Here is a 21,182-nt window from a genome sequence, read left to right as displayed (position 1 = left end):
GAACGGTCATGGTGAGTCGATGAGTGGTGGGCGGCGCGAGCTGCGCGGGCGCTCAGAAGCGCCGGTCGACGTCGATCCGCTCGGGTGTGTGCAGCCGCACCATCGTCCGCGAGACGTTGGCGGGGATCGCCGAGCGCGTCGCGAGCGAGACCCCGATCATCAGCGCGAAGCCGATCGGCACGGACCACGCCGCCGGCTGGCCCATCAGGACGCCGAACCAGCCGTCCGGGCGCACGGCGATGGTCAGGATCGGGGCGACGCCGGCGCACAGGCCGCCGCCCACGAGCCCGGCGATGGCCCCCCGCGCGGTGAGTCCGCGCCACCAGATCCCGAGCACCAGCAGCGGGCAGAAGGTGGAGGCGGCGAGGGCGAACGCGAACGTCACGGAGCTGGCCACCGAGATGGGCTCAGCCAGCAGGGCGAGGGTGACCGGCACGAGGACGCACGTCCCGGCGGCGATGCGCAACGCGGAGATCGAGGAGAGTCGGGGGACGAACCGGTGGTCCGACCGCTGGACCCAGCTGCTGAGACCCTGCCCCGCGACCGCCGCGATGGCCATCGTCAGGCCGGACGACGTGGACAGGAACGCCGCGAAGGCACCGGCGGTGAGCAGCGCGGCCATGAGCTCGCCCAGCGTGCCTCCGAGCATCCGTGAGGGCAGCTCGAGCACGACGGTGTCGGCGGCGCCGGCGGCCACGAGGTCGGACGCGTAGATGCGCCCGAGGACGCCGTAGACCGTGGGCAGCAGGTAGAAGGCGCCGAGCAGGCCCAGCACGATGAGGGTCGTGCGGCGCGCGGCGTGGCCGTCCGGGTTGGTGTAGAAGCGCACCACGACGTGCGGCAGTCCCATCGTGCCCAGGAACGTCGCGATCATCACGGAGTAGGTCGTGTACAGGCTGGTGCCGTCGCCCGAGCCGAGCGGCTGGAACCAGTCGCCGTCGGCCACGGGGGCGGGGGAGCCGTCCAGCGTCCAGGCGTGCAGCAGGAAGAAGGCCGGGATGAGCAGGGCGGTCAGCTTGAGCCAGTACTGGAACGCCTGGACGAAGGTGATGCTGCGCATGCCGCCCGAGATCACGTTGACCACCACGATCGTGGCCACGAGCACGACACCCATCCACTGCGGCGCTCCCGTGACGGTGCGCAGCGTGAGCCCGGCGCCCTGGAACTGCGGCAGGAGGTAGAGCCAGCCGACGCCCACGACCAGCAGCGTGCACACCCGCCGCACCTGTCCGGACTGCAGGCGCACCTGGGCGAAGTCCGGGATCGTGTACGCGCCCGAGCGACGCAGGGGCGCGGCCACGAAGACCAGCAGCAGCAGGTACCCGGCTGTCCACCCGATGGGGTACCAGAGCATGTCGGCGCCGAAGGCGAGCACGAGCCCCGCGACGCCCAGGAACGAGGCCGCCGAGAGGTACTCGCCACCGATGGCGGAGCTGTTGAGCATCGGGCTGACGGAGCGGGACGCGACGTAGAAGTCGCTCGTGGTGCGGCTCAGACGCATCCCGAAGGCACCGATCACCAGGGTCGCCACGGCGACGAGGGTGACCGCGACGACCGAGTAGGCCGGGTTCATGCGTCCTCGTGGCCAGAGTCGACGCGCCCGGTGTGGTCGTGCTCAGGGTCGACGAGCGCGGCGAAGTCGGCCTCGACGCGCTCGGCGTGGCGGATGTAGAGCCAGCCCAGCAGCATCAGCCCGGGATAGACGAAGACCCCGAGCACCAGCCACGGCAGCGGGATGCCGAGCAGCTCGAGCGTCGTGAGGTCATCGAGCACCCGGAAGGCGATCGGGAGTGCGCCGACCGTCAGCATCAGCGTCCCGAGCACCGTCAGCGCAGCGCGGAGCTGGGAGCGGATGAGCGAGCGCATGAAGACCTCGCCGACGCCCGTGGACTCATCGATCTCCTGCTCCACGGAGCGGCGGGTGGTCGAGGTGGCCGACGTCCGCGGACTGGTGATGCGGACGCGACCGGTCGGCGGCGGCTGCTGCTCGCTCACAGGGCCCGGTCGCCGATGTGCTCGCGGAGGTTGCGGGTGTTGCGGCGAGCGACCTGCAGCTCCTCGATGCCGTCACCTGCCGGGACCACGACGGTGCAGCGCCCGGAGTGCATCCGGACCTCGACGACGTGCGCCAGGTTGACGACGGTGCTGCGGTGCACCTGCATGAAACCGGCCGGCTCCCACTCGTGGGCCAGGCCGCTCAGGGGCGTGCGGACGAGGTGGCCGTCGCCGCCCTCGACCGTATGCAGACGGACGTAGTCGCCCTGGGCCTCGGCGTAGGTCACCTGCGTCCGCCGCAGGAACCTGGTGATGCCGGCCAGCTCGACGGCGATCGTCTCGTCGTCCTCCGATGGTGGCGGGGGTGCGTCCGTCGCCCGGCGCACGCTCTCTCGCAGGCGGTCCTCACGGATGGGCTTGAGCAGGTAGTCGACGGCGCCGAGCTCGAAGGCGTCGACCGCGTGGTCGTCGTGCGCCGTCACGAACACGACGCGCGGTGGTGTGCGGAACCGGGCGACGAAGCGGGCGATCTCGATGCCGGACAGACCGGGCATCGCGATGTCGAGGAACAGCAGGTCCATGTCGCCGCCGTCGAGGCGCCGCAGGGCCTCCGTGCCGGAGCGGGCGGTCTCGATGTGGGTCACACGATCGTCGCGCCCGAGCAGGAAGACCAGCTCGTCGAGGACCGGCTGCTCGTCGTCGACGACGAGTGCCCGCAGGCCCTCGGTGGTCGGCGACGTCATGGGCTGATCATAGGTCGCAGCCGCCCTCCCCATGGCCGTTGTCGATGATCGCCCGGGGGCGGCTCCCGGCTCAGTCGGCGATGCCGCGGGCGTCCAGCGCCTGACCGGTCTCCCGGGCCTGGGCCACCACCCGGATGACGAAGGGAATGAGATTGGCCCGCGGGTTGCGCTCGAGCCCGCGAGCCTTCGCGGCCTCCCGGGTCTCTCGGGCCAACGTCAGGGTCTCGGGGACGGCGCGCAGCATCAGCGAGAACGCCAGGGCGACCCGCTCGGGCTCCGCCCCCAGCCGCCGCAGCGGCCCGAGGGCGCGGGTCAGGGTCTGCAACATCTCATCGAGCGGGGTGGTCGCGGTGAGCACGAGCGAGGCGAGGACGAGGGCGAGCAGGTCGGCCACCACCTCGATCGCCACCGGCCAGCCCCGTTGCCAGGCCTGGTAGCCGCCCAGCAGCACGGCCACGATCGCGATGCCGCGCAGCGCGGACCAGACCGAGCGCAGGCGGGTCGCCGACCACAGCACCAGGACCAGGGTCAGGGCGAGCAGGGCCATCGCGCTCACCGGCCCGCGCACGAGTACCACCACGAGGCTGAGGACGACGAGGAAGCAGAGCTTCGCCCCCGCCGGCAGGCGGTGCAGCCACGTGTCGGCAGGGTGGTAGAGCCCCAGCAGGGACGGCGCGCTCATGCGACCTGCCGATAGTGCGCCACGGCGTCGGCGGCCTGACCGTCGAAGGCGATGGCGCCGTCATCGACGACGAGCCCGCGGTCGCAGCGGGCAGCGAGGTCGAGGTCGTGGGTCACGAGGACGACCTGCTGATCGAGCCCGAGCAGGAGGTCGCCGATGCGTCGGGTGTTGGCGAGGTCCAGCAGCGTCGTGGGCTCGTCGGCCACCACGACGTCGGGGTCGGTGGCCAGGACACCCGCGACGGCCAGCAGCTGCTTCTGCCCGCCGGAGAGCGTGTGGACGCTGCGGTCGGCGAGCTCGGCCAGGCCGAAGCGCTCCAGCACGGCGAGGGCGGCGCTGCGTCGGGCCGCCTTGGCGCGGTGCTCACGACGCAGGGACAGGGCGACGTCCTCCGCCACGGTGGGCATCACGAGCTGCGCGGCAGGGTTCGTGAACACGAAGCCGACGCGGCGGCGGACCAGTCGGCCGTCCTTCGTGACGTCGAGGCCGTCGACGAGGACACGTCCCGACGTCGGCTCGACGAGCCCGTTGAGCAGGCGGGCGAGTGTTGACTTCCCGGAGCCGTTGGCGCCGATCACGGCGATGCGGGGTTCGGTCAGCGTCAGCGTCGTGGGCCTCAGCACGACGACGTCGCCGTCGGCCGTGGGGGCCGTGACGGCGGCCTCGTCGAGCTGCAGGACGCTCAACGGCGTCGGCGCGGGAGCAGGTCGGGGAACGCGCGGTGCACCGAGGTGGCCACGACGGCCATGAGGACGTTCTTGACGACGTCGCCGATCCAGAAGATCTTGTCGGTGTTCCAGGCCTCCTGCCAGCTCATGTCGGCCCGCAGCACCAGTCCCGCCATGCCGAGGGTGTGGATGAACAGTGCGCTGCTCACGATGCCGGCGAGGAAGACCACCGGCACGCTGGACGCGATGGTGCCGCGGGGCAGGCGCTCGACGAGGAGGCCGCACAGCAGGGCGGCGAGGGCGAACCCGAGGAGGTAGCCGCCGGTGGGGCCGGTGAGGATGCCGAGCCCGGCCTTGCCCCCGGCGAAGACGGGCAGGCCGGCGGCGCCCACGGCGAGGTAGAGCAGCACGGCGAGGAAGCCGCGTCGAGCACCGAGGACCGCGCCGGCGAGCAGCACGCCGAAGGTCTGCAGGGTGATGGGCACGATCCCCGCGCCGACCGAGATCGCCGGCAGGATGGCGCACACGGCGATGAGTGCGGCGAAGGCGGCGATGAGCGCGATGTCGGTGCTGGTGGACCGGGAGCGACGTGACGTGGTGTCAGCGGGGGAGGCGGGGGTGGGGATGGTCATGAGATCCTCGGGACAGGGACCTGAACGGCGTTCAGGTGAACGATGTTCAGGTAGTGTGGCACAACCGGGCCGGACGGTCGAGGTGGGCAGGAGCGTCGTGGCGAACACGCTGGAGGACGTCGTGGCCGGCGCGCTGCGCGTGCTCGACGGCTACGGCCTGGAGTTCTCCTCGATGCGGCGCGTGGCGGCCGAGCTGGGCGTGCAGCCCAGTGCGCTCTACCACCACGTGGCGGACAAGCAGACGCTCCTGGGGCTGATGGCCGCCCGGATCGTCGCCGACGTCGAGGTCGACGAGGACCTGGCCGTCACCGCCCACCGACTGCGCTCGGCGATGCTCGCGATCCGCGACGGCGCGGAGGTCGTGGCGACGGCCTCGGCGTTCCGGCTGGGGGTCTCGGAGCTGGAGGCCGAGCTCGCCGCCCGCTCAGCGCCGGACGTGGCGCGCACGCTGTTCATCTACGTCGTCGGCCACACCCAGGCCACCCAGCTGCACCGCCAGGCGAGCGCCGTCGGCATCGTCGAGCCCGACGAGGATCTCGACGCCTCCTTTGCCCGCGGCCTGGCCATCATCCTGCGTTGATTCGGCCCCACCGGCCTCATGATTCCGATGTCGACATGGGAATCAGGGATCACCAAGAGACGTGCAGGGGACGGCCCTCGTCGTAGCCGGCGGAGCTCTGCAGGCCGACGGTGGCCCGCTCGGCGAACTCGGCCAGCGTGCCGGCGCCGGCGTAGGTGAAGCTCGAGCGCACCCCGGCGACGATCGTGTCGATGAGGTCCTCGACGCCGGGCCGGTCTGGGTCGAGGAACATCCGCGACGTGGAGATGCCCTCCTCGAACAACGCCATCCGGGCCTTCTCGAACCCGGCCGCGTCACGCGTGCGGTTGGCCACGGCACGGGCGCTCGCCATGCCGAAGGACTCCTTGTACTCGCGACCGTCCGCGCCGATGCGCAGGTCACCCGGGCTCTCGTGGGTCCCGGCGAACCACGAGCCGATCATGACGCTGCCGGCTCCGGCGGCCAGCGCGAGGGCGACGTCGCGCGGGTACCGGACGCCACCGTCGGCCCACACGTGCGCGCCGTGCTCGGTGGCCGCGCGGGCACACTCCAGGACGGCGGAGAACTGGGGTCGCCCGACGCCGGTCATCATCCGGGTGGTGCACATGGCACCCGGGCCGACGCCCACCTTGATGATGTCGGCCCCGGCGTCGACGAGGTCGGCGGTCCCCGCCGCGGTGACGACGTTCCCGGCGGCGATCGGGATGCGACGTCCCGACCGCTCGGCGTGGGCGTCGCGGGCGGCGCGCACCACCGGTAGCGCGTCGAGCATCTTGACCTGGTGCCCGTGGGCGGTGTCGACCACGAGGACGTCGATGCCGAGCTCCAGCAGGGCGGTGGCCTTGGCTCCGACATCACCGTTGATGCCCACGGCCGCACCGATGACGAGCCCGCCGGAGGGGTCGACCGCCGGCTCGTAGATGGTGGAGCGCAGCGCCGCCTTGCGGGTCACGACGCCGGCCAGGGCGCCCCCGTCCAGCACGGGCGCGACCGCCACGTGCGAGCTCGCCAGGGCGTTGAAGTACTCCCGGGGGTCGAGCCCGGCCTCGACGGTGAACAGGTCCTCGCTCATGACGTCGCGCACCTGGGTGAAGCGGTCGACCTCGGCGCCGTCGCTCTCGGCGACCACGCCCACCGGCTTGCCGTCCTCGACGACGACCGCAGCACCGTGGGCCCGCTTGGGGATCAGGCTCAGGGTCTCGCCGATCGTCATGGTGGGCGAGACCGTCACCGGGGTCTCATAGACCGGGTGGGCCGCCTTGACGCGGGCGATGGTGTCGGCGACGACGTCGACGGGGATGTCCTGCGGGATGATCGCGATGCCACCACGACGTGCGACGGTCTCGGCCATCCGCCGGCCGGACACCGCCGTCATGTTGGCCACGACGAGCGGCACCGTGGTTCCCGTGCCGTCGCTCGTGGAGAGGTCGACGTCGAAGCGCGAGACGACGTCGGAGCGTCCGGGCGCCATGAAGACGTCGTTGTAGGTGAGGTCGTGCGCCGGGGCGAGGTCGTTGAGGAACTTCACCCCTTGATCGTACGGTCCTCACCCCGCCTGCCGGGCCTCCCGGACGTCGAGCAGGAAGGCGACGCCGCACGCACGGCAGAGCCCGAGGTCGGCGTGCTCGTCGGGCACGTCGATCTCGCCCTCGCACGTGTCGCACGTGAGTACGCCGATCCACGCATGCCGGTCCGGTGCCTCGTGCATGGTCCACCTCCGTCTCCCCACCCACGGTAGGCACCGGGACGGACAGATCACGACATCGGCCACGACCGGCGCGTCCGGGCCGGAACCGATCTCGCCGGCGGTCGCCGGCGGGTAGTCTCCGCACCGTGAACCCGACGTTTCGCAAGCTCGCCCGAGCCGTGGTGCTCACGGGCAACACGCCGCTCGCGAGGGCTCGTGCCCGCCGAGCGTTCGCCACGGCCCCGCGTCCGTTCAAGCTCGAGGTCGGGGGACTCTCCCCTCGCGAGGGCTGGGTGGTCACGAACGTCAACGCGGTGACGCGTCTCTACCTCGACGCCACCTCGACATGGCCCCTGGAGCAGAGCAGCCTCTCGCACGTCTACTCCGACAACGTCATCGAGCACCTCACCCTCGACGCGACGCGACGGATGCTCCGAGAGGCCCACCGGTGCCTCGCCCCCGGGGGGATCATCCGGCTCATCACGCCGGACGTTCGCGCCCACGTCGAGATGTACCTCTCCGGCGCGACGGCGCTCGACGAGGCCGCGGCGCGGCACTACCGCGACCTCGGCCTCGTCGTGGAGCACCCGATCGACGTCCTGCGCATCCCGATCGGGGCGTTCGGCCACCACGAGGGCTACGTCTTCGACCTCGAGACGCTGACCGTGGAGCTGGAGGCGGCAGGCTTCACCGACGTCGTGCGGACCCCGACCGGGCAGAGCGAGCACCCCGAGCTCAGCGGCCTCGACGTCCGCACGAGCGAGGGCGGCGCGCAGCTGTCGGTCGAGGCGCGCCGCTGAGTCGAGGCTCTGCGCTCAGCCCGTGGGCGTCAGGACGAAGACGCCGGAGTGGGCGGAGCTGTCAGCCTGACGCCGCAGCATCACCGTGCGCAGCAGCGCCAGGCCGCCGGGCGTCCTGTCGATCGTGGTCTTGACGGCGTTCTTGGCCCCGGAACGCCCCTTGACCCGCAGCCACTCCCGGCTGAACATCTCATCGGGCAGCCATCGGCGGTGGTGGTGCGCCACCGTGAACCCGGTCTTCTCCGCGTAGCGATCGATCGTCCCCTCGCCCAGGAAGAACAGGTGGTCGCCCAGGTTCCAGTGCAGCATGTCGCCCTGCTGCACGCCCGGGGTGAACTCGCCGGTGGCCATGACCACGATGCCGCCGGGGCGCAGGATGCGGTGCAGCTCGGCGAACGTCCGCGTCGGGCTGATGAGGTGGCTGAAGACGTTGATCAGGCTGACGACGTCGAAGGAGTCGTCGGGGTAGCCGACGTCCTCCAGCGGGACACCGTGGACCGTGGCACCGGTGGCGGTCTCGGTGAGCCTGCGACGGTCGGCGCTGAGCTCGATGCCCTCCACCGTGTAGCCGCCGTCGCGAGCGAGGGTCATGAGCAGGCCACCCCCGCACCCGACGTCGAGCCAGCGACCGGCGTCGCGGTGCCTGCGGGCGAGGTCGACGAAGCCCTGGAACCGTTCTCGCATGATCAGCTCGGAGGAGCTCTGCCTGTCCGCCGGGTTGATCTGCTGGGTGCCCGCATAGTGCCCCTCCTCCATCTCGGTCATCCGGGCCGTCGGAGCAGGGATGTCGTCGACGAACAGCAGGGCGCAGTCCGGGCACTGCCCGAGGTGGACGCCGTTCTCGACGAAGAGGGGGTTCCACGCTCCACCGCCGCAGCAGTCGCAGGACATGTCGTCTCCTTCGGGGGCCACGCGGTGCGCCTGGTCCGGGCCGTGCCCGGCCGAACGCGCCGAACCTATCGCACCATGAGGGCCCGTCGGAGCCGTCCGGGCACTATCGTCGGTGCCCGATGGACGACAACCGTGGGACCTCACCGGGCCGGGTACGCCCCACGACCCTGCTGGTCGAGCCCTCGCCCAGCGGACACCGATTCCAGACCGTGGCGATGGTCGCCGAGGTGCTGGCCCGCACCGACGACGTGGTGGTGCTGACCTCCGCCGGAGCCGTCGAGGACCCCGCCCACGAGACCTTCCTGGCCCACCTGGAGGGGGTCCGGGTGGAGGGCGCGCTGGACGAGGAGTACCCGCCGACGCGGACGATCGTGCGCGAGGTGGCTCGCCGCTCCGCAGTCGGGGAGGCGGACACCGTGGTGGTGCTCGACGCCGACCAGGCCCTGAAGCGGTGGTGGTGGGAGGCGCCTCGGGCCTTCGGGCTGCGCCGCCGCCCCCGCATCGTCTTCATGCTGACGCGCTACCCGGCTCGGCTGGACCTCACCGACGTCGTCGGCTGGCGGCTGCGCATCCCGAAGGCGACGCTGGCCGTCCTGGCGATGCTGTCGGGCTCGCTGCGTCGTGTCGCCGGGTTCGCCGGCCGTGACGACCTCTCGCGCGGGTGGATCGTGAAGCGCACCCGGGACCCCGCGCGGTGCGGCGCGCACTCCCGTGACCGCGCGACGCTGCGCGAGCGCCACGGCCTGCCGGTTGACCGGCGCCTCGTGGGGATCTTCGGCGGGGTGTCGGAGCGCAAGCATCCCGACCTGGTGTGGGACGCGCTCGTGACCTCGGGCCTGGAGGCCGACCTGGTGCTGGGCGGGGGGCTGTCCGAGAGCGTTACGGCCTGGATCGACTCGATCCGGCAGAGCGACCGCAACCGCATCGTGCTGCGTCCGGGCTTCCTGCCCGACCAGGACCTCGACGAGCTCGTCGCCGCCGCCGACGCCGTCGCGCTGGTCATGACCAACAACGGCCCCAGCGGGATCATGGGCAAGGCGCTCGCCGCCGGGGTCCCCGTCGTCACCGCGGGGTCCACCGTCCGGGCGTCGGAGGTGGCCGCCACCGGTGGGGGAGAGTCGGCCGCCATGACCGCGGAGTCGATCGGCACGGCCCTGGACCGCGTGCTCGAGCGCGGTGGGCTGGCCCCCTCGAGGGTGCCCGAGGCCACGGTCGAGGCGTACGTCGCTGCGATGATCGGGCGTGACGGGCGGAACGTCGGGTGACGTCGAGCGTTGTAGGGAGCGTCCCCCGACAGATGAGGTGTCGCCTGTGCGCATCGCCGTCCTGATGACCGGCCTGACGGCCTACCAAGACGCCTGCTTCCGTGAGCTCACGGCGCTGGGTGACGACCTGCTCATGGTCCACCCGGCCTCGATGTCGTTCGCCCCGTTCGACGAGGCGGCGTTCGCCCAGGACGTGCAACGCGTCGTCTGGGACGACGAGATGCCCGCTCCCGGCGAGCTGGTGCCCATCGTCGACGCCTTCGACCCCGACGTCGTGATCATGTGGTCGTGGGACGGCAAGGGCTACCGCGCGGTCATGCGGGCCATGAAGGGCCGCGCCCACCGCGTCCTCTTCACCAGCAACTTCTGGCACGGCAGCGCCAAGCAGTGGGCGAGCCTCGTGGCCGGTCGCCCCTACGTCCTGCCGTTGTTCGACACGGCCTGGGTGCCTGGTGAGCGCTCGGAGCTGTTCGCGCGCCGGATCGGCTTCACGGACTTCATCCGCGGTGCCAACTCCGCCGACACGCCGGTCTTCGAGCGCGGTGCGCGTGACGGTGCCGAGCTGGCGTCGCATCGACGCTTCCTGTTCACCGGCCGGCTCATCTGGCACAAGGCCCCGACCGAGCTCGCCGAGGCCTACCGCCGCTACCGCTCGCTCGTCGACGACCCGTGGGATCTCGACGTCGCCGGTGACGGGCCGTTGCGCACGGACCTCGACGGCCTGGACGGCGTCACGCTGCACGGTTTCGTGCAGCCGTCCGACCTCGCCGGGCTCATGCACCGGGCCTCCGGCTTCCTGCTGCCGTCGCACATCGAGTGGTACGGCGTGGTGGTGCACGAGGCCGCTGTCGCGGGGCTGCCGATCATCTGCTCCGACGGGGTGGGGGCCGCGCCGCACCTGCTGCAGGACGGGTTCAACGGCTGGGCCTTCCCCGCCGGGGACGTGGACGCCCTCGTGGAGGCCATGGTGAGGTTGTCCACGACCGGCGACGCCCGCCTCAAGGCGATGTCCGACGGCAGCCGCGCCCTCGGCAGCCGGATGACCCCGACGCTCTGGGCACAGAACCTGCATGAGCAGCTCGAGGCGCGCCTGGCACGCCGCCGAGCCCGACGTCACGAGGAGGCTGGTCGATGAGCGCCAGGCAACGAGCGGTCCGGGCGGTGGCCACGCGGCTGGGCCGGCGAGGATTCGAGCTGAGGCGCCACCCCGCGCGCCGTCGCCAGTCGCTGCTCGAGGCGCGCGGCGTCGATCTCGTCCTGGACGTCGGCGCGGCTGACGGCGGGTACGCACGCGAGCTGCGCTCCTTCGGCTACCAGGGCGAGATCGTCTCCTTCGAGCCTCGGCGGGAAGCCCACGAGGCGCTGCAGGAGCAGGTCGCCGCCGACCCGGCGTGGTCGGCGCGTCCGGTGGCGCTCGGCGAGCAGCCCGGCGTGGCCACGATCAACGTCGCCTCGAACCGGACCAGCAGCTCCCTGCTCCCGATGCGTGGGGAGCACCTGGCCGCCGCGCCCCAGGTGCAGTACGTCGGCACGGAGTCGATCACCATGTCCACGCTCGACGCGGAGGTGGGCGGGTTGGTCGACGGCCACCGGGCGCCGTTCCTGAAGGTCGACACCCAGGGCTTCGAGCGCAGCGTGCTCGCCGGCGGTCCCGACGTCGTGTCCCGGTGCGTCGGCCTGCAGCTGGAGCTGTCCTTCGTCCCCCTGTACGAGGGTGGGATGCTCGTCGACGAGGCCGTGTCGTGGGCCTACGACCACGGATTCCACCTCGCCGTCGTGGAGCAGGGCTACGCTGCCCCGACCGGAGAGATCCTGCAGATCGACGGTGTCTTCGTGAGAGGAGCGGATCGGTGACGATGTGGGGTGGGCCTCCGCAGACCCGACGCGAACGTTGGCGCGAGGCCGTCGCGCGGCGCGTCCGCATCTGGGTGGACGGGGTCGAGGTCAACCGTCCCGGCGACCCACGACGCCAGATCGAGCGACAGGAGCCGACGTGGGCCCCGATGCGACTGGTGCAGTTCTTCGACACCGACGGCGAGCCCGTGACGGTCGGCCGGTGGAGCGCCATCCACCACAGCGTCACGATCTTCCAGGGCGGCCTGCACCACGTGGACTGGGTGGGCGTGGGCCACTTCGACTACGCAGAGGGCGCCTTGACCGTCCAGCGGGATCGCGTCTTCTCCAGGGGGCCGGTCCGGATCGGCAGTGACGTGTGGATCGCCTACCAGGCGATCGTCATGTCCGGGGTCAGCATCGGCCACGGAGCGGTCGTGGCAGCGCGAGCGGTGGTCTCGCGCGACGTCGAGCCGTACTCGATCGTCGGGGGCAACCCGGCGCGGCACATCCGGTACCGCTTCGACGAGCCGACCCGGGAGGCACTGTTGCGCATCGCGTGGTGGGACTGGCCGCAGGACAAGCTCGCCCGGTTCGGGCACGAGATCAACAGCCCCGACGTCGCCGGCTTCATCGCCCGTCACGACCCGGCTCGTGACACGGAGCAGACCTGAGTCCGACCGATCTCAGTCGAGCGGCCGGGCGTCACTGGGCTCGCGCGTGCCGATGCGCTTGGCCGGGACGCCGAGGACGATGGCTCGCTCCTCGACGTCCTTGACCACGACGGTGTTCGCCCCGACGAGAGCATCTCGTCCGATCGTCACGTCGTCCAGCAGGACCGCGTGGGCCGAGATGATCGCCCCGTCGCCGATGGTGGGGAAGCCGTGCTCGGGACCGCCGGGCTGACGGGCGCCGGCCGTGACGCCCTGAAGGATCGTCACGTCGGCCCCGATGCGGCATCGACGTCCGCCGATCACGATGCCCATCGGGTGCGGCATGTACAGCCCCGGGCCCACGCGCATCCCGGGCACGAGATCCACCGCCCACACGACGTTCGCCACCGAGCGCAGGAGGGAGGGGGTCTTCACGTGGCCGCGAGCGTGCAGACGCTGCTGGGCGCGCAGCAGGATGGTCGCGGCGAGACCCTGGAGCATGACGGCGCGGGTGAGCACCAGGAACCAGGTCGCATCGACGTCCCGATAGCGCCGGAAGTCCGAGAACACCAGCTCCGTGAAGGTCAGGTCGTCACCGAAGTCGGCATCGGTCATCGTCGTGGGGTCTCCTGGTTCACCGGGGGCGGGCATGATCGGGTGCTCAACGTCCGTGGCGTCGTCGGCGGAGGGGCTCGAGCAGGCCGAGCGCCCGGAGCGCCTCCCGGGCGAGGATCCGCGCCATGACCGGCAGCGACACGACGTAGGCCGCGACGAGTCGTCCGACGCGTGCCGGGAGCGGCCGGGCCTCGTACCAGTCGTTGACCACGACCCGCCGCACCCGGGCGTACCCGGCACGGAACAGCGTCCAGGAGATCCGGGGGTCCGGGGCCCCCGAGGCGCTCTCCAGGAGGATGACCTCCGGTCGCCAGCGGCGCAGGTCGAAGCCGGCCAGCACGGCCCGCTCGTGTCCCTCGACGTCGATCGTCACGAAGTCGATCGCCCGTGCTCCGGCCTGCTCCAGAACCGAGTCGAGCGTCGTGGCGGGGACCTCCACCGGCGTCGTGCTGATGCCGCGCTCCTGCAGGATCCGGTGGTAGGTGCGGCTGGCGGAGAGAGTGGAGAAGCCGGCGTGCCCGTCCGCGACCTCAAGCACGACGGTGCCCTCCTGGCCCGGTGCGACCGCGGCGACCCCGGCCACGTGGGACTCGGGTCGGTTCCTGCGGCACGACGCGGCCTGGACCGGGTTGGCCTCGACCAGGACGCCGGTCCATCCGAGGGCCTTCTCGAAGTAGAAGGTGTTGCTCAGCTCGTCGCCGTCGAGCGCCCCGACCTCCACGAAGTACCCGCGGCGCCTGCCCGCGAAGCGGTCGGCGAGGAGCCGGTCCTCACCGTGCTGGGCACGCAGCAACGCCTCATCCACGCAGGGCCCCTCTCGGACGACGCCGGTCCGTCGCCGATGTCTGGCGCGGTCCTTCCACAGACCGGAGGATACCCGCCCCGGAGCCTGCTGGGTGGCACTACGGGGCCTTCGATCCCGGCCCCGACCGGTGCCGGTTCCATGGCCCGCCTAAAAGGTTTCGTGGAAGGATGCCGCCATGAGCGACTCGACATCCTCTCGTGCCGAAGCCGTCCAGTACGACCCTGCCGCCGTCTACGACAAGGTGACCGCAGCCTGGCGGTTGATCCTCGGCGACGAGCTGCACTACGGGGTCTTCGAGCAGGGGGACGAGTCGCTGGAGGCCGGCACCGCCGCGTTGACCCGACACATGATCGGGGCCGCCCGCCTGGGCTCCCCCCAGGGGCCTCCTCCGGGTTCCCGCGTGCTCGACGTCGGCTGCGGGACGGGAGCTCCGGCGCGGCGCCTGGCCACCGAGCACGGCGTCGACGTCGTGGGCATCACGACGAGCCGGGTCGGTGTGCAGACCGCTCGCGCCTTGAGCGCCGAGCAGGGCATCGACGCGGTGTCCTTCGAGCAGCGGGACGGCACGGACAACGCGTTCCCGGACTCCAGCTTCGACGTCGTCTGGGTCATGGAGTCCGCCCACCTGATGCGCGATCGGGAAGCGCTCGTCTCCGAGTGCGCCCGCGTCCTTCGGCCGGGCGGCCGGATGGTGCTGTGCGACATCCTGCGGTGGCGGGAGATCCCCTTCGCCGAGGTCCGAGCGCGCCGCGCCGACTTCGCGATGCTGCGCGAGTGGTTCGGGGACGCCCACTTCGAGAGCCTGGACTACTACGCCGAGACAGCCGAGGCGAACGGCCTCACCGTCGACGTGCGCGAGGACCTCACCCGCGCCACGCTGCCCACCTTCGACCGGTGGCGTGCCAATGCCGCCGAGCACCATGACGAGGTGACCGACCTGCTCGGTGAGGCAGGTCATGAGGCCTTCCTGCGGTCGTGCGACCTGTTGGAGGGACTGTGGCGCGATGGAACATTCGGTTATGGCCTGATCGGGGCGGTCCGGCTCGTGTAGCCTGCTCACCACTCAGACCTGAGATCGCCCGCTCGGAAGCCCGGTCCAGCCCCCAAGGAGCCCACGCCATGACCAGCAGCCCAGCCAGCGTCGAGCAGACCGTCCGCGGCTTCCTGTCCAGCGCCGCGAAGCTCCCCGACGACTTCGACGCCTCGACCCCGCTGTACGCCGACGGCGCCGGCCTGGACTCGCTGGAGACCGCCGAGCTGTCGGCCGTGCTCGAGGACGACTTCGGCACCGACCCGTACTCCGAGGGCCAGATGCCGCAGACGCTGGGCGAGATCATCGCCTTCTACGACGGCGCCGCCGCGCAGGCCTGACGCGTTGATCGAGCTCTTCGAGCGGGTCGCGACGCAGGATCCCGACCGCCCGGCCCTGGTCACCGGTGCGGGCCGGACGTCCTACGCCGAGCTGCGCGACGCCTCGCTGCGAGCGGCCGCCGGGCTCGTGCACCACGGGGTCACCCGCTTCGCCATCCTCGACCACGAGGCTGACGTGTCGTTGCCCCTGCTGGCCGCGGCCGCCCTCGTGGGCGCCGAGGCGTGCCAGTACCCGCCGGTGCCGGCGGAGGCCGTCGGGGAGCTGGCCGAACGCTTCGACCACGACGTCGTGGTCTCCGATCGCACGGACCTCGACGGGCTCGACGTGCAGGTGCTGACCTCGGCCGACGTGCTGCACGGACCGGACGTGTCGAGCCTGCCGGACACGCCGCCGCGCCGTCCGCACATCGTGCTCACCACGGGGACGACCGGGGCCCCGAAGGGCGCCATGCACGACTGGAGCCGGCTGCTCCGCACGACGGAGCACACCCGGTCCGGGGCCGGTCAGCGTTGGTTGCTGGCCTATGGGCTGCACCAGTTCGGCGGTCAGCAGGTGCTCATCCACGTCTTCGCCTCAGGTGCGACGCTGGTCGCGCCCACCCCGCGGCGTCCGCGCGAGGGACTCGCGGCGATGCGCGAGCACGACGTCACGCACGTGAGCGCGACGCCGACGTACTGGCGCTTCGTCCTGGCCGACATGCGCGCTGACGGTCTTCCGGCGCCCTCGCCCCGACAGGTGACGATGGGCGGGGAGGCTGTGCCCGGCCACCTGCTGGGGGCCTTGCGCGAGGCCTTCCCGGAGGCCTCGATCTCGCAGATCTACGGGTCGACGGAGGTGGGGACCACCAGCTCCACCGGCGACGACGCACCCGGTCTTCCGGCGTCGGTGCTGGAGCGCGGGCCGGACGCCCCCGTGCAGCTGAAGGTCCAGGACGGGGAGATGTGGATCAAGTCCCGGATCGGGATGCTGGGCTACTACGGCGATGCGCCCGTCGACGAGGACGGGTGGCGACCGACCGGTGACCTCGTGGAGGTCGTCGGCGACCGGGTGCAGTTCCGTGGCCGATCGTCGGAGATCATCAACGTCGGTGGCGTCAAGGTGCACCCCCTGCCCATCGAGGAGCGCGTGAGCGGCGTCCCCGGCGTCGACATGGCCCGTGTCTACGGCCGACCGAACCCGATGACCGGGGCGATCGTCGCCCTGGAGGTGGTCCCCGCCCCGGGTGCGGACCAGGCAGCGCTCAAGCAGGCCCTGCGCGACGCGTGCGACGACCTGCTGCCCGCCGCCCGGCCGCGCAGCATCACCTTCGTCGACGACATCAGCACGTCCGGCGGGAAGATCCTCAGGAGGCAGGCCCAATGAGCGAGCGCCAGCGAGTGACCAGGGGGCATCTCGTGCGAACACGTTCCTACGGTGGTTGTTCTGAGGACGTGATCGCATGAGCGAGCGCCAGCGAGTGAACGAGAGCAGTGAGCCTCGGGTCGTCGTCGTGACCGGTGGGAGCCGTGGCCTCGGCGCCGGGATCGTGGAGTCCTACCTCGCCTCGGGTGATCTCGTCGCGACCTGCTCGCGATCCTCGACCGCCGAGGTGGAGGCTTGGGTGTCGCAGCACCCCGACCGGTTCCTCTTCCAGCGGGCGGATCTGTCCGTGGCCGACGACGCCAAGGCGTTCGTCGATGCGGTCATCGAGCGATGGGGGCGTGTCGACGTCCTCGTCAACAACGCCGGTGTCGCCCGGGACGGCATCCTCGCGATGGCCACCGACGAGGACATCGACCTCGTCGTCGACCTCAACATCAAGGGCACGCTGTACATGTCGCGGCTGGTGAGCCGGCGCATGCTCGCACGGCGCTCCGGCAGCATCGTGAACATCTCCTCGATCGTGGGCCGGTCCGGCTATCGCGGTCTCGGCGTCTACAGCGCCACCAAGGCGGCGTTGGACGGTCTCACGCGCTCGATGGCGCGCGAGCTCGGCTCCCGGGGGATCACCGTGAACGGCATCGCCCCGGGCTACCTGCGCACGGAGATGAGTCACGGGCTCGACGGCGGTCAGCTGGACCAGATCGTGCGGCGCACCCCCTCCGGCCGCCTGGGCGAGCCCGACGACATCGCTCGTGTCTGCCAGTTCCTCACCGATCCGCGCAACACCTACCTCACCGGTCAGGTGCTCGTGGTCGACGGCGGCCTCACGAGCTGACGCGCCGCCCGCCTCCGGCCACCAGCCAGCCGAGCGCCGAGCAGGCCAGCACGCCGACGGCCGTCAGGGCCACGCCGACCCCGACGAGGCTGCCCACCGCGGCTGCCGTCACGATGCCGGCGAGCATGAGGGGCAGCAACGCCAGCTCAACCCAGGATGCTGCGGCGCCGCGGCCCTGGCCCTGCAGCATGGCGATCATGACCTTGCGCACGGCCATCAGCCCGTCGGCGACGATGAGCCAGCGGGCGCACTCCACCGCTCCGACGAACTCCGTCCCGAACGCCAGACGGATGATCGGCTCGACGAGCACCTGGAGCATCGCGACGGTCGTGACGACGAGACCCACGCTGATCAGCAGCCAGCGCCGGATCACGGCGGCCTGCTTCACGGGCTCGTCGTGATGGAGGGCGACGCGGGGCAGCACGACCACGGCGACGGCGTTGCTCACCAGGCTGCAGAGGTTGGAGACGGCCGTCGCGGCGGAGTAGAGACCGAGCGCCGACAGGCTCATGGCGCCGCCGACCACGACGCGGTCCAGGCCCAGCCCGTCCAGGGGACGGACGCTGCTCAGGTAGCTGCGGCGGGACTCCTGCCACAGCGTGCTCTCGTCCAGCCGATCGGCGACGCGGTGGGTGGGTCGAGCCAGGCACGCGAAGGACAGCACGATCCCGACCAGGCACGACACGAAGTAGGCGACGAGCATGTCCATGACGTCCCACCCCCAGCCTGCCACCCAGGCGACGGAGAGTGCCACGGCGAACAACAGCTGTGGCATCACGCTGACCCAGGCCATGCTCAGGATGCGTCGTTCACCCTGCAGGCCGCCGGCGAGAAGGCGGAAGATCATCGTCTGCAGGGCCATCACGCCGACCGCCCCCGCGAGGACCCACGTCTGCGTCCCGGGGTCACCACCGTCCATGAGCAGGAACAGGGCGGCCACGGCCAGGCTCGGGGGCAGCAGCAGGACGGCTCGCCGTCGCACGATGCCGCGCAGCCCGTCGCGGGCCGCGACCTGACGCTCCGCCAGGTTCTTGGCCAGGGCGATCGGTGGGCTGCCGCCGAACGTCAGCTGACTCGCCAGCAGTCCCAGGGCGAAGACCAGGGCGACGGTGCCTCGGCCCTCGACGCCGAGGGTGCGGGCGATGATGATGCCGGTGACGAGGGTCAGGGCCTGCAGGCCGAAGGTCGCGCCGACGATGAGCAGGAAGGCGAATCGGTCCCTGATCTGACGGGGGGCTGGGGCGCCCGGTCTCCATACCTCCGACACCCTCCGAACCCTACTCATCCCGGGCGCCGCTCACCGGCGACCGCGGGGATCGGCAATCCCCCTCGACCGCCGGCGGCGATGCGTAGGATGCTGCGCGTGGACCTTCCTGCCCCATCGCCCACCTCCCTGAAGCAGCGGGCCGCGCGGATCCTGCCCTCCACGGTGGTCGAGCGGCTCGACCGCGCAGTCTTCGGCCTTCGCCGTGCGCGCGTGCGCGCGGTGCACGGGGCGCTCGGGCGGCTGGGCCTGAACGTGGTGAAAAGGACGGACTACTACTCGACGCTGCCGGTGCTCTCGGAGATCGAGCAGACCCGGGAGCGGTGGGACCGGCCGAGTCCCCTGACGGGCGTGGAGGTCGACGTCCCGGCGATGCGCACCCTTCTCGGTGACCTCGCGGACCGCTGGGAGAAGGAGTTCGCCACCGTGGCCGGCAGCTACGCGGCCAACACCGCCCGCGGCTTCGGCCCCGGCTACCCCGCCTTCGATGCCCGCACGCTCTACTACCTGCTGCGCGAGCACCGTCCGCGCCGCTACCTCGAGGTCGGCTCGGGGCTCTCCACCTACTACGCGTCATTGGCTGCGGCCAGGAACGCGGAGGACGGCGCGCCGCTGTCGATCACCTGCATCGAGCCGTACCCCTTCGACGCCCTCCAGCGCCTGCCCGACTTCGAGCTCGTCCAGGGCTTCGTGCAGGACGTCCCGCTGGAGCGATTCGACCAGCTGGAGGCCGGCGACGTCCTGTTCATCGACTCCTCGCACGCGCTCAAGATCGACAGCGACGTGGCCTACCTGTTCATGGAGGTCGTGCCGCGCGTCAAGCCCGGGGTCCTCGTGCACGTCCACGACGTCCACTTCCCCTACAACACGCCCTACCCGGCCGACACGTGGCTGTTCGGTGAGCGGTGGCCGGTCTACTGGAACGAGGCGATGGTGGTCCAGGCCTTCCTCGCCTTCAACTCGGCGTTCGAGGTGCTGCTCTCCACCCCGCTGCTGCGGCACGATGACGAGTCGGCCTTGCAGGATCGCTTCGACGACTACCGGAGGGTGGACGAGGACCCCAACCCTCCCTCGTCGCTGTGGCTGCGCCGCCGCGGCTGACGTCGTTCGCCCCGCCCTGTTCGCCCCGCCCCGATCGTCCGTCCTGAGGAGAGTCGTCACCGTGGAACGTCCGCCCGTCGCGCAGGAGCTGCCCCTGTCGGACCTGATCAGGTCCGACATCGAGGCCACGACGCACCCGAACTTCCGCCTCTACTCCCCGGCGCACTTCTGGGCCAGGGCGGCGGTCAAGACACTCTTCAGTGCCAACGTCCGCGCCGTGATCGCCTACCGGGTGGCTCACGCGCTGGCCACGAGGGGCCTGCTGCCCATCGCACTGCTCATGCGCTCGCGCACGATCCGGATCTCCGGTGCCGAGCTCAACCCGCTGGCGACGATCGGCCCGGGCCTGTACCTGGCGCACTCGGTGGGCGTGGGGATCGGCGCCAGGGTGGTCATCGGGTCCAACTGCAAGATCCACCTGGGCGTGGTGCTCGGCCCGCAGCCCATGGACCAGACGGAGCCTCGCTACACGGTCATCGGTGACGACGTGTTCATCGGGACGCACGCGGTGGTGGTCGGGGGGGTCACGATCGGTGACGGCGCCGTCATCGGCGCGAACGCATTGGTGGCCCGTGACGTCGCGCCGTACACCGTCGTCTCGGCGGCGCCGGCCCGGGTGGTCGGCACGCGTGAGCCGGGCGAGGCCCCTGCCGGCTGAGGCTCACCCGTCGGTGGCGAGCACGAACACGCCGTCGACCTGCAGGAGGCGGCCGTCGCGGTCGGAGATGCCCGGGTCGAGCTGCTGGATGCGGTAGCCGAGAGCGGCCATGCGCGCCACGAGCTCGTCGAAGAGGGACTGACCGGCATAGAGCTCGACGAACGACAGCTCCAGCTGGACCGCCGCCAGCGTGCCCACGAGGCCGCCGGCACCCCGCAGTACCTCGTCCTCGAAGCCCTGGGTGTCGATCTTGAGCAGGCAGCGCGTCGGGTCGACGCGCTGCTCGGCGACCAGCTCGGCCACCGTCGTGAGCGGGACCCGCTCGCTCGAGACGTAGCCGGACCCCGGGGCGGCCCGCAGATGGGCGTCGGTCATGTCGCGGACCGAGGACGAGAACGAGTTCGCCGCGACGTTGATCGTGATCTCACCCGGCTCGGCACCCACCGCGGTGTTCACGGCGGTCCAGCGGGGGTCCTTCGCCGCGCGCTGACCGAGCTCGGCGTAGGCGCCGCTCAACGGTTCGCAGCTGATGATCCGCCCCGTGAAACCGGCCGAGCGGAGCAGTGCGGCGTACTGTCCCACGTTGGCCCCGACGTCCAGCACGGTGTCGACGTCCCGGGCGTCGAGCGTCGCGGCCAGTCGTCCGGCGAACGACCCACGCCCGATCTCCAGGTCGGCCCGTTGCATCGCCTTGCGCAGGGCGAGCTTGGCCTTCTCGCGGGCACGGTTGGCCATCGTCTGGTCGGTCATCGGTGGGCTCCT

Annotated in this window: 25 protein-coding genes; 12 read left to right on the top strand and 13 right to left on the bottom strand. The window is 71.5% G+C overall.

Annotated elements, in window-relative coordinates:
• Window positions 1–52: 52 nt before the first annotated feature.
• The 6 genes from ACHAAC_RS08765 to ACHAAC_RS08740 form a co-directional block, all read right to left on the bottom strand.
• Window positions 53–1,573 (bottom strand): cation acetate symporter, encoded by a 1,521-nt coding sequence (locus ACHAAC_RS08765; protein WP_435715745.1) that lies wholly within the window; start codon window positions 1,571–1,573, stop codon window positions 53–55.
• On the bottom strand, window positions 1,570–1,995 hold the full coding sequence (locus ACHAAC_RS08760) for a hypothetical protein (RefSeq protein WP_435715744.1): 426 nt from the start codon (window positions 1,993–1,995) through the stop codon (window positions 1,570–1,572). The genes ACHAAC_RS08765 and ACHAAC_RS08760 overlap by 4 nt, the downstream gene beginning before the upstream one ends.
• Window positions 1,992–2,738: a LytR/AlgR family response regulator transcription factor gene (locus tag ACHAAC_RS08755; protein WP_435715743.1), complete on the bottom strand. Its 747-nt coding sequence runs from the start codon at window positions 2,736–2,738 to the stop codon at window positions 1,992–1,994. The genes ACHAAC_RS08760 and ACHAAC_RS08755 overlap by 4 nt, the downstream gene beginning before the upstream one ends.
• Before the next feature lie 70 nt (window positions 2,739–2,808).
• The gene (locus ACHAAC_RS08750; RefSeq protein WP_435715742.1) at window positions 2,809–3,420 is read right to left on the bottom strand and encodes a CbiQ family ECF transporter T component; all 612 of its coding nucleotides are present in this window, start codon (window positions 3,418–3,420) and stop codon (window positions 2,809–2,811) included.
• Window positions 3,417–4,106 carry an energy-coupling factor ABC transporter ATP-binding protein gene (locus ACHAAC_RS08745; protein WP_435715741.1) on the bottom strand — a complete coding sequence of 230 codons (690 nt, stop codon included), beginning with the start codon at window positions 4,104–4,106 and terminating at the stop codon, window positions 3,417–3,419. Before ACHAAC_RS08745 ends, ACHAAC_RS08750 begins: the two co-directional genes overlap by 4 nt.
• A complete protein-coding gene (locus tag ACHAAC_RS08740) occupies window positions 4,103–4,720 on the bottom strand; it encodes a biotin transporter BioY (RefSeq protein ID WP_435715740.1) in 618 nt (205 codons plus the stop codon). Before ACHAAC_RS08740 ends, ACHAAC_RS08745 begins: the two co-directional genes overlap by 4 nt.
• 97 nt (window positions 4,721–4,817) lie before the next feature.
• Here ACHAAC_RS08740 and ACHAAC_RS08735 point away from each other — a divergent pair, with 97 nt between their 5' ends.
• A complete protein-coding gene (locus ACHAAC_RS08735; protein ID WP_435715739.1) occupies window positions 4,818–5,300 on the top strand; it encodes a TetR family transcriptional regulator in 483 nt (160 codons plus the stop codon).
• Between the two features lie 49 nt (window positions 5,301–5,349).
• On the opposite strand, the gene ACHAAC_RS08730 is transcribed toward ACHAAC_RS08735, so the two are convergent.
• Together ACHAAC_RS08730 and ACHAAC_RS08725 are read right to left on the bottom strand one after the other, a co-directional pair.
• Entirely contained in the window at window positions 5,350–6,807 is a 1,458-nt protein-coding gene (locus ACHAAC_RS08730) for a GuaB1 family IMP dehydrogenase-related protein (RefSeq protein ID WP_435715738.1), read from the bottom strand.
• 18 nt (window positions 6,808–6,825) lie between these two features.
• Window positions 6,826–6,987: a hypothetical protein gene (locus tag ACHAAC_RS08725; RefSeq protein ID WP_435715737.1), complete on the bottom strand. Its 162-nt coding sequence runs from the start codon at window positions 6,985–6,987 to the stop codon at window positions 6,826–6,828.
• Between the two features lie 125 nt (window positions 6,988–7,112).
• Between ACHAAC_RS08725 and ACHAAC_RS08720 the strand changes: the two genes are divergently transcribed.
• Window positions 7,113–7,766 (top strand): class I SAM-dependent methyltransferase, encoded by a 654-nt coding sequence (locus ACHAAC_RS08720; RefSeq protein WP_435715736.1) that lies wholly within the window; start codon window positions 7,113–7,115, stop codon window positions 7,764–7,766.
• Window positions 7,767–7,781: 15 nt separating this feature from the next.
• On the opposite strand, the gene ACHAAC_RS08715 is transcribed toward ACHAAC_RS08720, so the two are convergent.
• A complete protein-coding gene (locus tag ACHAAC_RS08715; RefSeq protein WP_435715735.1) occupies window positions 7,782–8,678 on the bottom strand; it encodes a class I SAM-dependent methyltransferase in 897 nt (298 codons plus the stop codon).
• Between the two features lie 98 nt (window positions 8,679–8,776).
• Here ACHAAC_RS08715 and ACHAAC_RS08710 point away from each other — a divergent pair, with 98 nt between their 5' ends.
• From ACHAAC_RS08710 to ACHAAC_RS08695, 4 genes are read left to right on the top strand one after another with little or no spacing between them, the layout of a single operon-like run.
• Window positions 8,777–9,922 (top strand): hypothetical protein, encoded by a 1,146-nt coding sequence (locus ACHAAC_RS08710; RefSeq protein WP_435715734.1) that lies wholly within the window; start codon window positions 8,777–8,779, stop codon window positions 9,920–9,922.
• Between the two features lie 46 nt (window positions 9,923–9,968).
• Window positions 9,969–11,057 carry a glycosyltransferase family 4 protein gene (locus ACHAAC_RS08705; RefSeq protein ID WP_435715733.1) on the top strand — a complete coding sequence of 363 codons (1,089 nt, stop codon included), beginning with the start codon at window positions 9,969–9,971 and terminating at the stop codon, window positions 11,055–11,057.
• Entirely contained in the window at window positions 11,054–11,776 is a 723-nt protein-coding gene (locus ACHAAC_RS08700; RefSeq protein WP_435715732.1) for an FkbM family methyltransferase, read from the top strand. The genes ACHAAC_RS08705 and ACHAAC_RS08700 overlap by 4 nt, the downstream gene beginning before the upstream one ends.
• Window positions 11,777–11,778: 2 nt before the next feature.
• Window positions 11,779–12,429: a CatB-related O-acetyltransferase gene (locus ACHAAC_RS08695; protein WP_435715972.1), complete on the top strand. Its 651-nt coding sequence runs from the start codon at window positions 11,779–11,781 to the stop codon at window positions 12,427–12,429.
• A 12-nt stretch (window positions 12,430–12,441) separates the two neighbouring features.
• Here the strand turns inward: ACHAAC_RS08695 and ACHAAC_RS08690 are convergent, their stop codons facing one another.
• Together ACHAAC_RS08690 and ACHAAC_RS08685 are read right to left on the bottom strand one after the other, a co-directional pair.
• Window positions 12,442–13,023, bottom strand: coding sequence for a serine O-acetyltransferase (locus tag ACHAAC_RS08690; RefSeq protein WP_435715731.1), 582 nt, complete (start codon window positions 13,021–13,023; stop codon window positions 12,442–12,444).
• A 46-nt stretch (window positions 13,024–13,069) separates the two neighbouring features.
• Window positions 13,070–13,828 carry an FkbM family methyltransferase gene (locus tag ACHAAC_RS08685; RefSeq protein ID WP_435715730.1) on the bottom strand — a complete coding sequence of 253 codons (759 nt, stop codon included), beginning with the start codon at window positions 13,826–13,828 and terminating at the stop codon, window positions 13,070–13,072.
• 175 nt (window positions 13,829–14,003) lie between these two features.
• Here ACHAAC_RS08685 and ACHAAC_RS08680 point away from each other — a divergent pair, with 175 nt between their 5' ends.
• The 4 genes from ACHAAC_RS08680 to ACHAAC_RS08665 all read left to right on the top strand — a co-directional run bounded on the left by ACHAAC_RS08680 (window position 14,004) and on the right by ACHAAC_RS08665 (window position 17,397).
• Window positions 14,004–14,879 (top strand): SAM-dependent methyltransferase, encoded by an 876-nt coding sequence (locus ACHAAC_RS08680; protein ID WP_435715729.1) that lies wholly within the window; start codon window positions 14,004–14,006, stop codon window positions 14,877–14,879.
• Between the two features lie 68 nt (window positions 14,880–14,947).
• Window positions 14,948–15,199, top strand: coding sequence for an acyl carrier protein (locus tag ACHAAC_RS08675; RefSeq protein WP_435715728.1), 252 nt, complete (start codon window positions 14,948–14,950; stop codon window positions 15,197–15,199).
• Window positions 15,200–15,203: 4 nt separating this feature from the next.
• The gene (locus ACHAAC_RS08670) at window positions 15,204–16,562 is read left to right on the top strand and encodes a class I adenylate-forming enzyme family protein (protein ID WP_435715727.1); all 1,359 of its coding nucleotides are present in this window, start codon (window positions 15,204–15,206) and stop codon (window positions 16,560–16,562) included.
• Between the two features lie 76 nt (window positions 16,563–16,638).
• Window positions 16,639–17,397, top strand: a complete 759-nt coding sequence (locus tag ACHAAC_RS08665) for an SDR family NAD(P)-dependent oxidoreductase (protein ID WP_435715726.1) — start codon at window positions 16,639–16,641, stop codon at window positions 17,395–17,397.
• Here the strand turns inward: ACHAAC_RS08665 and ACHAAC_RS08660 are convergent.
• Entirely contained in the window at window positions 17,387–18,664 is a 1,278-nt protein-coding gene (locus tag ACHAAC_RS08660) for an oligosaccharide flippase family protein (protein ID WP_435715725.1), read from the bottom strand. The two genes, ACHAAC_RS08665 and ACHAAC_RS08660, sit on opposite strands and share 11 nt — an antisense overlap.
• Window positions 18,665–18,760: 96 nt before the next feature.
• Here ACHAAC_RS08660 and ACHAAC_RS08655 point away from each other — a divergent pair, with 96 nt between their 5' ends.
• Window positions 18,761–19,762, top strand: coding sequence for a class I SAM-dependent methyltransferase (locus tag ACHAAC_RS08655; RefSeq protein WP_435715724.1), 1,002 nt, complete (start codon window positions 18,761–18,763; stop codon window positions 19,760–19,762).
• A 61-nt stretch (window positions 19,763–19,823) separates the two neighbouring features.
• On the top strand, window positions 19,824–20,420 hold the full coding sequence (locus ACHAAC_RS08650) for a serine O-acetyltransferase (RefSeq protein ID WP_435715723.1): 597 nt from the start codon (window positions 19,824–19,826) through the stop codon (window positions 20,418–20,420).
• A gap of 3 nt (window positions 20,421–20,423) precedes the next feature.
• On the opposite strand, the gene ACHAAC_RS08645 is transcribed toward ACHAAC_RS08650, so the two are convergent.
• A complete protein-coding gene (locus tag ACHAAC_RS08645) occupies window positions 20,424–21,170 on the bottom strand; it encodes an FkbM family methyltransferase (RefSeq protein ID WP_435715722.1) in 747 nt (248 codons plus the stop codon).
• Between the last annotated feature and the right edge of the window lie 12 nt (window positions 21,171–21,182).

Source organism: Aeromicrobium sp. CF4.19, from assembly GCF_051262555.1.
In the GTDB taxonomy this organism is placed as follows: Bacteria; Actinomycetota; Actinomycetes; order Propionibacteriales; family Nocardioidaceae; genus Aeromicrobium.
Note: the sequence above shows the minus strand (reverse complement) of the source record. Positions and strands in the feature narration are given on the sequence as shown.